Here is a 12,810-nt window from a genome sequence, read left to right as displayed (position 1 = left end):
ATCGAGTGATTGGACTTTGAGCCCGCAAATGCAGGCTGGCGACTCAAAATTCGCATTTGGAGGCGACTTTTCAGGTGTATTTGAGCACTTCCTCGATGGTGGTGTGGCCGACGTAAATATTCCGGAGGCCGTCCTCGCGGAGCGTCTGCATGCCCAGCTCCATCGCCTTCTGCTTGATCACCACGGTCGGCGCGCGATCGGTGATCAGTTCCCGGATCGGATCGGTGATATCGAGTAGCTCGTAGAGGCCCTTCCGACCCTTGTAACCGGAGTTTCCGCAAACTTCGCAGCCGCGGCCGGTGAAGAAGTCCTTGTCGCCCAATTCGTGGACGGCCACGCCCAACTGGGTGAGGATCGTCTCGCTGGGCTCGTAGGAAGCCTTGCAGGCCTTGCAAATCGTGCGGACCAAGCGCTGGGCCAGCACGCCCTCGAGGGAAGCCGCCACCAGGAAAGGCTCGCAACCCATGTCTACCAGACGGGTGACCGCGCCGGGCGCGTCGTTGGTGTGGAGGGTGGAAAGCACCAAGTGACCCGTCAGCGAGGCTTGGATGGCGATCTGGGCGGTGTCCATGTCGCGCATCTCCCCGACCATGATCCGGTCGGGGTCCTGGCGGAGGAAGGCGCGCAGGATCCGCGGGAAGGTCAGGCCGATGGCCTCGTTCACCGGGATCTGGATGATCCCGTCGATGTCGTATTCCACCGGGTCTTCCGCGGTCAGCAGCTTCGCGTCGATGGTGTTGATCCGGGACAGCGCCGCGTAGAGCGTCGTCGTCTTGCCGGCACCGGTCGGGCCGGTGACGATGAAGATCCCGTTCGGCTTCTCGATCGTCTCGCAGATGTATTCGTAGATCGCCGGCGGCAGCGACAGGGCCTCGAGCGAAAGATTGACCGAGGAGCGGTCAAGAACGCGGAGCACCACCGATTCCCCATACTGGGTCGGCAGGGTCGAGACGCGCATGTCCACCTGGCGGTCGCCGACCTGCTTGACGATGCGGCCGTCCTGCGGGAGGCGGCGCTCGGCGATGTTCATGTTCGACATCACCTTGATGCGCGAAAGGATCGCGATCGAAAGGTGGACCGGCGGCGGGGCCATTTCGTAGAGGCTGCCGTCCACCCGGTAGCGGATCTTGAAGTCCTTCTCGAAGGGCTCGAAGTGGATGTCCGAGGCGCGCTCCTTGATGGCTTGGAAGAGCACCAGGTCCACGTAGCGGATGATCGGGGCCGAGTTCGCCTCCGCCTCGAGGTCGGCGGCGTTCAGGTTCGCATCCACGCCGGTCTGGAGCTGCTGGAGGATGTCATCCATCGCCTTGCCCTCGCCGCCGTAGCACTCGTTGATCTTCTGCTCGACCACGTAGTCCGGGGCGATCGCCAGCACCACTTCGCGGCCGAGCGCGAAACGCAGGTCCTCAAGGGTCTGCGGGTTCATCGGATCGACCAGCGCGATGTGCAGGCCCTCGGCATCGAAATGCACCGGCAGCGCGCCATGGAGGCGGGCCATCCCTGCCGGCACGAGCGCCAGCAATTGCTCCGAAGGAGCCCAGTTGCGGAGTTCGACCAACTGCGCTCCGAGTTCGGAAGCCACCACCGGCCACACGTCGTCACGATGGTTGATGACCTGGAAGTCGGCCAGGATTTCTGCGGCCTCCTTGCCGCTGTTCTCCACCTCGTGGAGAATGTCCTGGGCGAGCGAGCGGTCGATCAGCCCGCGGCTGATGAAAAGTTCGACGATCTGGTTGCTATCCATGATCCGGGTTTTGAAAATCTAAGATTGAAAAGGGGTGATTGGAACTTGGTCCTTGGCACTTCGAACTTAATCCAGGTCGGACATCGTGACGTGGATCACCTCGTCAGCCGAGGTCATGCCGGAGAGGACCTTGCGGATCCCGTCGTCGCGCAAGGTGCGCATGCCGAGTTCGCGGGCGCGCTTGCGGAGCTGGCTGGAAGTCAGGTTCTCGTTGATCATGTGGCGGACCTCGTCGTCGATCTGGAAGAGCTCGAAGATCCCGGCGCGACCGCGGTAGCCGTTGCCGCGGCATTTTTCGCAGCCGACCGGCCCCATGACCGCCGAGCTATCGTTATTGCGGTTGTCGAAGCGCAGCGCGCGGGCCTCCTTGTCGGTCAGCGTGTGCGGAGCCCGGCAGACCGGGCAGAGCTTGCGGACCAGGCGCTGGGCCAGCACGGCGCGGACCGCGGAGGCGATCAGGAAGCGCTTGATGCCGATGTCCGCGAGACGGGCGACGGCCGCGGGCGCATCGTTGGTGTGCAGGGTGGAGAGCACCAAGTGACCGGTGAGCGAGGCATTGATGGCGATGTTCGCCGTCTCCGCGTCTCGAATTTCCCCGATCATGATGATGTTCGGCGCTTGGCGGAGCATCGCGCGCAGCGCGGCGGCGAAGGTCATGCCGATGTCGGTCTTGACCATCACCTGGTTGATGCCCGGCATCTCGTATTCGACCGGGTCTTCCACCGTGATGATCTTCTTGTCCGGCTTGTTGATGACGTTCAAGCAGGCGTAGAGGGTCGTCGTCTTGCCCGAGCCGGTCGGTCCGGTGACCAGGATGATGCCGTCCGGCAGGCCGATCAGCTTCTCGAAGACCGCCTGGTCATCCGAGAAGAAACCCAGCTCCGGCAAGCCCAGCACCAGGCCGGACTTGTCGAGAATACGCATGACGATCGACTCACCGTGGTTCGAGGGCACGGAAGAGACACGAAGGTCGATCTCCTTGTCCGCCATCTTGACCTGGATGCGGCCGTCCTGCGGGAGGCGCTTTTCCGCGATCGACATCGATCCGCTCATCACCTTGAGACGGGCGATGATCGCCGGCAGCAGCTTCTTGGGGTGATTGTCCACCTCGATCAGCTTGCCGTCGATGCGGTAGCGAATGCGGACGGAGGTCTCCAGCGGCTCGATGTGGATGTCCGAGCAGCGGTTCTTCATCGCGTCCGTCAGGGTGTTTTGCACCAGCCGGATGATCGGGGCGTCGCTGTCGGACGACTCGACGTCGAGTCCGCCGCTGACGTCCATGCCGCCGGATTCGTTGGCACCGTAGATCGCCTTCAGGATGGCGTGGATCTGCTTGGCCGGCGCGACGGTGAAGTTGATCTCCCGCCCCAGCACGTGGGGCAGGCTGTCCATGGTCTCGAAATTGAAGGGGTCGGCCACCGCCACCGTCAGGTAAACCCCGTCATCGGCCACCGGCACCGCCCGGTAGCGCCGCGCGATATCGTCGGGAATGGCCTCGGCAACGGCAGGCGGGATCGCCATGTCCCCGATATCAACCGCGTCCAAGCCCGCATTCTGCGCGAGAACGGCTGCCACCGTGCTCTCGGAGAGATCGGTATCGTTGATCAATCTCTCAATCAGGGAGCCACCATGACGGCGGGCCTGATCGACAGAATCGGGTGCCACCACACCTGCCTCCACGAGCAGGTCGGCCAAATAGTCTTCGTTTGAGAACACGGGTTTGCGGGCCTTTGGGAAAAACAGTTGAAAGGTCGTGACGGCGTTGTGCGCGTCCCGGCTCTGGCACATTGGTCAAGCGTCTCCCCCTTTGTCAACCTGCCGACCGAACATCGCCGACGAATCCCGCGGCGGGTACCCACGCGGTATTCACGATGCGAACTTTCAGGCACGTAAAACCCGGGCTGAGGAGCAGTCTCCCCCTTCGTCGCCTCTTGAAAACATTGGTGGCGACAGCTTCGCCATTCGGATTCATACCCAGCAGCGATGAAACTCCTCCCTACCTCTATCGGCCTGTTGGTCGGCTTGGTCCCTGTGTTTTCCCAAGAGCCCGATCCACCCCATCAGGACCTTGAAATACTGGGCCCGATCACAACCGGCGCCCCCTCGCCAGAGGCATCGACGCCGGTGTTGCCTGAATTCGCCGTCGTTAAATCGCGCACCACGCGTGCCGCGGTAGCCAAGACCGCGGAATTCCCGGAACTTCCTTCGATCCAAGGCATTGTCAACGTCACGGTCCAGAGGGTCCGGGACCCCGGCCTGTCCGATCCTGCACCGCCGCCCCTCCCTCTTCCTCCGGATGATCCCGCGGTCGTCGCGCGGAAGGAGGAGTTGCGCAGGAGCCGTCCCGGTTGGAATCCGGTCATCCTCTCGGCAACCGTCCATGACCATGCACGCTCGCTGCTGCGGATCTCTCTCAACGGGAAACCAGAAAGCAGACTCACCGCGTGGTCGAATATCGACTTCAATCATTTCAGCGGCTTCGCCGGATATCGGATCAAGGAGGGAGATGGTTCGACGAGGGATTGCCGGTGGCTCCCGATGGGGATCGGTAACATCGATACCGGGCGGATGCGCGCGGTCTTGGCCCGCCAGGGCAAAGCTTACAAGGCCCCTGATATTCCCCCTTTACCTGATTTGACCGCCGATGGCCCCGCATTCGTCGTCGTGGAAGGGGATAGGACCGCGGAGACGATGAACGCGCTCGCCCATATCCACGATCTATACCGCAAGGAAGGCCGACGCCTAGCGGATGCCTTCCTTGCCCGGACGCAGGCTCATGAAGAACGCAAGGCCTTCCTGCTGGCGAACCCACCCGAGCCGGAAGATGTGAAGATCCAGGTCTGGAAGCGGGAAAAGCCACTCAACACGCAGGAAGGAGGAAGCGTCCGATGAGGGCTTGGAGCATCTTCAGGATTGCCGTGCCGGGGATCATCGCGGCATGCCATCTCGCGGCAGCACAGGACAGCGAGATTTCGTTCACCCGCGGCACCGCGGGAACTTGGAACATTGAATGGGAGGGGAAAGAAGACAGGACCGATTTCGTCCAGTGGTCGCTTGATCTGGAAGACTGGCATTTCCTGCCGGTCGTCGAACACGGGCCGGGTTTGAAAAGCTACGGGTGCTTTTCGTCGACGGATAAATTTTTCGTGCGCCTCGAACACGCCTTCGTCTCGACCTCGTCCCCCGAGGGCAGCGACTACGATGGCGACGGCTTGAGCAATGCCGGAGAGGTCACCCTGCATGACACTCATCCCCTGAAATGGGACACCGACGACGATGGCATGAGCGACGCTTGGGAAATTTGGAACAATCTCGATCCACGCGATGATGGTTCAATCGATTTCGACGGAGGCCCGAACGGTGATCGTGACAGCGATGGTCTTGTGAACCGGCTCGAATGCCTCTATTCTGCGGACCCTCACCTCTCTGACACGGATGGCGACGGTCTTTCCGATGGTGCCGAGGTCTTGACCCACAAGACCAGTCCGGTCAACGATGACACCGATTGGGACGATCTGAAAGACGGTGATGAGATCACGCTCCATGGAACCGATCCAGGACTGAGGGACACGGATGAGGACTCTCTTTCCGATGGTGATGAAATCCTAACCCACGGAACCGATCCGACTTTGCCCGACACCGATGGAGACCGGATGCCGGACGGTTGGGAACTGGACGTAGGGTTCGATCCGCTCGACGACGCCGACGGCCAGTTGGACGCCGATTCCGACAGTCTCGCAAACAACCTCGAATATGTATTCATGGCCCAAGGATATGATCCTTTCTCACCCAATCCGGCAGCGGGTTTCCCTTGGAACGCTGATTTGGATCATGACAATTTGACAAATGCACAGGAGTTCAACCTCCACCGGACGGACCCCCATTTGCGCGATACGGATGGCGACCGTATCCCGGATGGATGGGAAGTGCTCCATGACACCGGTCCGCTGCTGCCTTCCGGGGATGCCGATCCGGATCAGGACGGGCTGCTCAATCTGGATGAGTATCTCAATTCCACCGATCCCAACAACCCGGACAGCGACGGTGACGGTGTGCCCGACGGTGACGAGGTGGACTCGGGTGCCAATCCCAACAACCCCGACGATGACGGAACCGTGCCCCCGGAGAAGATCGTGCCCGTTGGCTTTGCGGTTTATGGCGATTACGCCTCTTGGGAAATGCTGATCGAGCCGCTAGGTGCGTCCGGCCAGCAAGCGGTCAAGGTGACCACTCCCGAGGTCGGCGTTCCGGGCTTGAAAGTGGTGAAACTCCACAAGGGCGTAAAATACAAGATCACGCTTTCGCACACCGGCAGCAAGAATGTTGCCGGTGCGCCATGGTACTGTTGGGGGGCACAGGCCGATGGCAAACCCGCGGAATTCACCTTTGAAAACTACACCTCCGCGCGCCTGCCTGGCGTCGCGGAATTTTTCACCGTCGGCTCCGGTAATTGGCTGGTGGACAATCGCTCGGGACTCCTCACCAACCATATCCATGAGAATAGCGTGCAGGGGGCGGGCAACGTCACCGCGGAACGCGAGGCCATCCTGCATCCCATCGAGATCGTCGATAAGGACAAGAACCCCCTCCTCACCGAATTGAAGGTGGGTAAAATGTATCCAGGGGTCGTTTCAGGCATGGTCCCCGTAGACCATCCCTCCGTAAATCTGGACGCGGATGCGGATCGCTTCTTCGTGCGGGTGAAAGACGGCGGCTCGCTGGGCACGATCAAGATGAAATTCGAAACCACGGACAATCCGGATGCCGGCTACGACGATGATCCGACCGAATACACCCTCGTTTCCGAGGATGGCCACGCCATCACCAAATCCATGCTACTGGTCTCGGACGACGTGGATGACAATCACGAGGAGTTTGTGATAGGCGGCAAGGCCGACAACCAGCTTGACGACCGCACCCACAAGATTCAGCTCAAGGGCTATTTCAAAATCCACTCCATCCGCCCGCCCATTAATGCCATACCTTCGGCGGAAGGCTGGGAAGAGATGGATTACAAGCTACCGGTGAAAGTAAAGAAGACGGTGAAAGTGCAGTTCGTGAATTGTAAGTATGCGTTTAGTTCGGATTGCTGGGACAACGGAAAGATTGATCAGGAGAAGATCCATTTAAAAGAACGGTTTGCCCAGATCGGCATCGATTTCATTTTCGATGTGGTCCCAGGGCCGCATATCGGAGCTTACGGCAGCTTCACCTCCGGAGAATACCCCTACCTCAACGCTTCGCGGAGAATGGTTTATCCAGAAGAATTCAGAGACATGGTTTACAGTGGCCCGTCGAATGATTTCAATAACACATTAATGATATACCTAATTAGATATATCGATGCTCCCGGCACTAATTATTTCGCCGGAATTGGATGTCCGGACGTTTTCACCGATGCAGCCGACAAGGAATTTCGCTACAAGGTTTTACTGGCGCATGACGATGCAAAAGATTTCACCTGTTCCCACGAGGCATTCCACGTCCTCGGAGATGCGGCGCATGATGTTCCCATAGACTTTGCCACCGAATACGCGGACGAATTCACTATTTGGACAGTTCCATCAACCGATGTGAACATCAGGCGGAATAATTCCTCAGTAGGCAGTACCAAACGGTTCTCCGAGGCACAAGAAGCCAAGATGAGATCTCACCCATTGGCGAAATGAAGTATCTACCTCTGATCGCAGCGTTGTTGACGGCGGCCACGCCTGCCTCCGCGCTAGACGATGGCAAGGGCTTTGAATGGATTGTCCGGCAGGGGTTCCAGCCTAGCCACGAGCCTAGCCACGGCTCTGGCATCGAGCCTAGTTTAGCTAAATTAATGGGTACCATCCGAGGGATGCCGGAAAGTGAACGCAAGGATTTCCTCGACGCGTTGGTGGGGGATACCTTGGATTTCGCCGCCCGGAGCGGTTCCGGGGAGTCGCTGGACGAACCTCGCCTTTGCATTTACCTGCTCGAAGAGTTCGGATCGGACAAACAGAAGCTCGAAGCCTTCCGAAACCCCGAAGGCTTCGGGACGATGTCCTTGGTTAATTCCGCCGCGAAGGTGCTTGCGACCTCCACGGACCCGGAAAGCGTCGCGATTCTCACGCGGATGGCAGAAGCCCAATTTGAAAAGATTGATCAAAGGGCTGCGAGAGGACCGGGCTCGGACGAGGAGGCTCCTCGCCCGGGGCCTCCGGAAGTCATCTTCCTCACGGCCCTAGTGGCTTTGAACGAGTCGATCAGTCCCGCCGCACCTGCCGTCGCCAGCCGCTTGCACGATCAATTCAGAGAGCGATACAGAGACCTCATCAATCACGAATTCGCCGCCTCTATCGAGAAGGAACTCGGGAAGGCGCGGAAGGTTCGGGAGAAGAGATTGCGGGACGCGCGGACGGAGACCCGCCGCGAGCCTTCCGCTGACGGGAATGGCGTCCCCGAACAGCGGCAGGAGCCCGCTCCGGCTGGCGCGGGCATGAACAACACCCCGGATGCTTCCAAATGGCTCTGGCCCAGCATCGGCGGTGGGATTCTTGCGCTCGCGGCAGCCTGGCTAGCGCTGAAAAAGCTATCGTACTCCGGGAACCGAACCGTTCGATGAGAATATACGTTTCCGCGCCGCCGATGGCTGACCCCTGGGCCAATTTTTCAGGCCATCGGAGCCCCGCAGCGGCGGCAGAATTTGGCGTCCGCCAAATGTCCGCAGACCCCGCAGGAGGGGCAGGCGTCGGTGGTATCGCTGCCGTCCAGGCGGGAGATCTCCGCGCTGACGATCCCCGTAGGCACCGCGATGATGGCGTAACCGGTGAGCACCAGCACCGAAGTCAGCATCCGCCCGAGCGGCGTGCCGGGGGTGATATCGCCGAAGCCGAGCGTGGTGATCGTGACGATCGCCCAGTAAATCGCCGTCGGGATGCTGGTGAAGCCGCCTTCCGGCCCCTCGATCAAGTACATCAGGGTCCCGGCGATAACCGTGATCGCCAGCATGAAGCTGAAGAAGACCGTGATCTTGGCCCGCCCGGAATAAAGCGCGCGGACCAGCAGCTCCGCGCCGTTGACGTGGCGGACCATCTTGAAAACCCGGAACATCCGCAGCATCCGCAGGATCCGGATCACCAGCAGGGCGTGAGCGCCGGGCAGCAGCAGCGCCACGTAGGCGGGCAGCACCGACAGCAGGTCCACGATCCCGTAAAAACTCCGCGCGTAGCGCAGGGGGTGGCGGATCAGATAAAGACGGAGGAAATACTCGGCGGTGAAAATGCCGGTGAAGACCCACTCGGCGATCCGCAACGGCGCGGCGTATTTCGCGGCGATCTCCGGGACGCTTTCGAGCATCACGGCCACCACGCTCAGGCCGATCAGCCACAGCAAGACGATGTTGAAGCGCCGGCCCGCGGGCGTCTCCGCTTCGAAAACGATCTCCCGCCAGTGTTCGCGGCGCGGCGAGAGCGGTTCTTCCTGTTCGGGCATGCCGCGAAGTTGGAGCATCGAAGATAAAATGGCACGTCTGAACAGCAATCGTTGACCGCCCGCCTTTGAGGCGCGAGGACTCACCCGCGTCGTTTGCCTATGAGTCGCGAGGAAGAAGCACCGGAAAAGAAGAAGAGGAAGAGAAAGCGCCGCTGGCCCAAATGGCTGCTGGTGCTACTCTTCCTTTTCGCCGGCCTGCTGGTCTGGCTGAACGGCCCAGGCTGGCGCTGGCTCGGCAAGATCGGCATCGAGAAGGCCCTCGCGAAGTCGAACATGAAGGCCGACTTCACGCTCGCCGGCACCCTGATCGGCGGGGCCCGGGTCGAGAAACTCAGCCTCAGCGGTGGAGCGATCCGCAAGCTGGAGATCGATGCCGTCGAACCGCTCTACAAGATCAGCCGGGTGGTGAAGGGCGACTGGAATGCCGTTTTGGAGGGGGTCAAGGTCAGCAAGATCAACGCCGTGATCGATCTGGACGCCGCCCCGCCCAAGGATCCGAACGAGCCGGAAAAGCCCTTCGACCCGGATATTCTCGCGGAGGCCCTGCGCAAGGCCCGCAAATTCCTGCTGCCCCTCGATCTCGGCGCGGCAGACCTCAATCTCCAGTTGGTACGTGGCGAAGAGAGCCTGATCACGCTGGAGAGCAGCGATTTCGGCCACGAGCCGGGCAGCGATGAATTCCGGCTCAAGCTCGGCACCATCGCCGCAGGACCCGGCTACGCCCTCGCCGCACAGGATTCCGTGATCCAGTGGAAGAAGGAGACCCTCGATCTCAACCATTTCGAGTTCTCGCCGCGGGTCGGGGTCAGCGATCTTCACATCGGCATGCCCTTGTCCGGCGGAATCTCCGCCGCCGGGGTCGTGCGGATCGAGGATTCCCGCCTGGTGCTGGAAGGCACGACCACCTACGGGAAGCTCCGGCTCGAAGGCCAGCCCCTGCCCCTCCACGAGGCGGCGAAAAACTTCGCCTTCGGCCTGCCGGTGCAGGCGACCCTGCGCAGCCTGGAAGCGGAATTCCGGGACTTCCACAAAGCCCCGACCGAATGGCAGGCCACCGCCAAGGCCGAGCTTTCCGACATCCGCTACGAGGATTGGCAGATCAACACCTTCAGCTATCAGGCCACCAAGGCCGGCAGCACCGGCAAAGTGGCGTGGTCGCTCGCCGCCCTCGATTCCAACCTAACCGGCGAGGCGGACCTGCGCTGGCGCGATCTGGCCAAGGGCACCTGGACCGATTTCGAAGCCAGCACGAAGCTCAAGATCCCGCAGCTTTCCCCGCTCTTCGCCGCGCTGAACAAGAAGTTCGCCTTCGTCCCGCCCGAGGCCGCTCCCCTGCCCGCTTCCGCGCTGACCCTGGACGCGAAGGCCGACATGGGCCCGGAGGCCATCCGCTCCGCCAGCGCCACCTGGCTGCTCTCGCCTGAAAAGGACGCGCCCTCGCTCGCCGGCGAAACGAAGTGGACGCCCGATGGCAAGCTCGGCGGGACGCTTGGCACCGACGGCCTGCGCGCCACTTACGCGCTCGACCTGACCGCCAAGACCTACGAGGCCGGCGCGACCTTCGAAGGCTTCCGCCCGGAGCGGCTCTCGCCATGGTCGATGGCCGCCGCGGTCGAACTGCCCACCGGGATGAATGCCACCGGCACGTGGCAAGGCAGCGGCGTCTTCGGCGCGGAACCGCACCGCGGGACTTTCGACATCCCGTCCTTCGAATGGGTCCGCAAGGATGCCACTCCGCCCCTGATCCTGCGCACCAAGGGCGACTACAACTGGCCGCGGGAAGTGAACCTCGCCAGCCTCACCGCCGTCGCCGAGGGCCAGACCATCAATGCCCAGGCCAGCCTCGCCAACCGCGTCCTGATAATCCCGAAGATCGAGTGGAAGGACGGCGAAACCCGGCTGGTCGGCGGCCAGGCGGAGATCCCCGTGCCGGAGAAACCCGGTGATGTGAAAGCCTTCCTCAAGCAGACCGAGCCGATCAATGTCTTCCTCGAATCGGAGTGGATCGACAATGCCCGCCTCGCCGCCTGGCTGCCGGAGAAGAAGTCGCCGCTGTCCGAGGGCAGCGGCCGCATCCACCTGGTAATCACCGGCACACCCGCCGCGCCGAAGCTCGACTTCGAGACCCAGTTGAAAGGCCTGCGCGTGCCGGACCAGCCCGATGTCCCCGTGACCGACGCCACCCTCTCGTTAGACGGCGCGGACGGCTCGCTCGCCCTTAAAGGCGAGATCCGCCCTGCGGGCTACCCGCCGGTCACCCTCTCCGGCAAGATGCCCTTCAAGCCCGGCGAGTGGGCGGAGAATCCCGGCATGGTGCTGGAGGAGAAATTCGAGGCCCGCGCGAACATCCCGCGCCTGCAGCTGGCCACCTTCCAGAAGATGCTGCCGAATGCCACCCAGCTTGCCGGCTCGGTCGAGGGCTTCATCGGCGGCGGCGGCACCTTGGGCAAACCCGATCTCTCCGGCGAGGTCCGTCTAAGCGGAGGGGCGCTCACCCTGAAGGATTCGGAAGTGCCGCCAATCACCGGCGGGAACGCACTGGTCCGACTACAAGGGAAGGATGTCCTGTTAGAGTCGCTGTCCGTCGAACTCGCCTCCGGCGCCGTCAAGGGCAGTGGCAAGGTCGGCCTGGCCGACGCCGCGAAGCCGACCTTCGACATCTCGCTGAAGGGCACTTCCCTTCCGCTCAAGCGCGATGAATCGATGATCGTCCGCGCCGATGCCGACCTGGCGATCCGCGGCGACCTCCAGATGTCCACCATCTCCGGCACGGTCGATATCGTGGACAGCCTCTTCTACAAGGATTTCGAAATCCTGCCGGTGCGCGTCCCCTTCACCGCGCCCTCGCGGCCCACGCTGCCGACCATCGACCCCGAGGAAAAGGCCGCCGATTTCCCCGAGCCATTCCGCAATTGGGCGCTGAATGTGCAGGTCCGGACCCGCGATCCGCTTTTGATCCGCGGCAATCTCGCCCGCGGTGTGGTCGTGGCGAATGTTCGCTTCGGCGGGACGCTCGGCACCATCCAGCCGCAGGGAAATGCCACCATCGGCGAGGTCACCGCCCGCCTGCCCTTCAGCACGCTGAAGGTGGACAACGGCGCGGTCGTCTTCACCCCCGCCGGCGGCCTGAATCCTGAACTTAACATCCGCGGCACTTCGACCATCGGCCGCTACGAAGTGAACGTCTATTTCTACGGCCCGGTGAATGCGCCGAAGACCGCCCTCACCTCCGATCCCCCGCTTGCGGAAAGCGAGATCATGACCCTGCTCGCGACCGGTACCACCTCCGACGGCCTCGAAGGAGGGCAGGCCGCCACCTTGAAGGCCGCACAGTTGCTGGTGGAGGAATGGCGGAAGGGACGCCTGCCCTTCGCCGCGCAGGTCGCCAAGGTCATGGAAGTCGTCAACCGCGTGGACGTCCGCATCGGCGAGGATGATCCCCTCACCGGCAAGCGCCTCAATTCGGCCACCATCGAACTCCACGACCGCTGGTTCGTCAGCGGCTCCGTGGACAAGCAGAGCAATACCCGCGTGCTGGGAGCCTTCGTGATCCGCTTCAAATGAGCCAAGACGCAAGACTCCAAGACGCAAGAGGCAAGACCGGAATC

7 protein-coding genes are annotated in these 12,810 nt (G+C 61.9%); 4 read left to right on the top strand and 3 right to left on the bottom strand.

The genetic code is table 11. The features are described 5' to 3' along the window. Window positions 1-70 precede the first annotated feature (70 nt). Entirely contained in the window at window positions 71-1,744 is a 1,674-nt protein-coding gene (locus ABWK72_RS01595; protein ID WP_367873026.1) for a GspE/PulE family protein, read from the bottom strand. A 66-nt stretch (window positions 1,745-1,810) separates the two neighbouring features. Beyond that, on the bottom strand, window positions 1,811-3,460 hold the full coding sequence (locus tag ABWK72_RS01590) for a GspE/PulE family protein (protein WP_367873025.1): 1,650 nt from the start codon (window positions 3,458-3,460) through the stop codon (window positions 1,811-1,813). A 267-nt stretch (window positions 3,461-3,727) separates the two neighbouring features. Between ABWK72_RS01590 and ABWK72_RS01585 the strand changes: the two genes are divergently transcribed. From ABWK72_RS01585 to ABWK72_RS01575, 3 genes are read left to right on the top strand one after another with little or no spacing between them, the layout of a single operon-like run. Further along, a complete protein-coding gene (locus tag ABWK72_RS01585) occupies window positions 3,728-4,636 on the top strand; it encodes a hypothetical protein (protein WP_367873024.1) in 909 nt (302 codons plus the stop codon). A 26-nt stretch (window positions 4,637-4,662) separates the two neighbouring features. Beyond that, a complete protein-coding gene (locus ABWK72_RS01580) occupies window positions 4,663-7,413 on the top strand; it encodes a hypothetical protein (RefSeq protein WP_367873023.1) in 2,751 nt (916 codons plus the stop codon). Next, a complete protein-coding gene (locus ABWK72_RS01575; RefSeq protein WP_367873022.1) occupies window positions 7,410-8,333 on the top strand; it encodes a hypothetical protein in 924 nt (307 codons plus the stop codon). The genes ABWK72_RS01580 and ABWK72_RS01575 overlap by 4 nt, the downstream gene beginning before the upstream one ends. A 47-nt stretch (window positions 8,334-8,380) precedes the next feature. Here the strand turns inward: ABWK72_RS01575 and ABWK72_RS01570 are convergent, their stop codons facing one another. Continuing rightward, a complete protein-coding gene (locus ABWK72_RS01570) occupies window positions 8,381-9,202 on the bottom strand; it encodes an ion transporter (protein ID WP_367873021.1) in 822 nt (273 codons plus the stop codon). Between the two features lie 99 nt (window positions 9,203-9,301). Between ABWK72_RS01570 and ABWK72_RS01565 the strand changes: the two genes are divergently transcribed. After that, the gene (locus tag ABWK72_RS01565; RefSeq protein WP_367873019.1) at window positions 9,302-12,766 is read left to right on the top strand and encodes a translocation/assembly module TamB domain-containing protein; all 3,465 of its coding nucleotides are present in this window, start codon (window positions 9,302-9,304) and stop codon (window positions 12,764-12,766) included. Window positions 12,767-12,810 lie beyond the last annotated feature (44 nt).

The sequence above is a fragment of the Luteolibacter sp. Populi genome, from assembly GCF_040801775.1.
Taxonomy (GTDB): domain Bacteria; phylum Verrucomicrobiota; class Verrucomicrobiia; order Verrucomicrobiales; family Akkermansiaceae; genus Haloferula.
This window is presented reverse-complemented; position numbering and strand designations above follow the sequence as displayed.

Coding starts and splice junctions, on each gene's coding strand:
- ABWK72_RS01595 (WP_367873026.1), bottom strand. CDS start 1,744: ATGGATAGCAACCAGATCGTCGAACTTTTCATCAGCCGCGGGCTGATC.
- ABWK72_RS01585 (WP_367873024.1), top strand. CDS start 3,728: ATGAAACTCCTCCCTACCTCTATCGGCCTGTTGGTCGGCTTGGTCCCT.
- ABWK72_RS01575 (WP_367873022.1), top strand. CDS start 7,410: ATGAAGTATCTACCTCTGATCGCAGCGTTGTTGACGGCGGCCACGCCT.
- ABWK72_RS01570 (WP_367873021.1), bottom strand. CDS start 9,202: ATGCCCGAACAGGAAGAACCGCTCTCGCCGCGCCGCGAACACTGGCGG.
- ABWK72_RS01565 (WP_367873019.1), top strand. CDS start 9,302: ATGAGTCGCGAGGAAGAAGCACCGGAAAAGAAGAAGAGGAAGAGAAAG.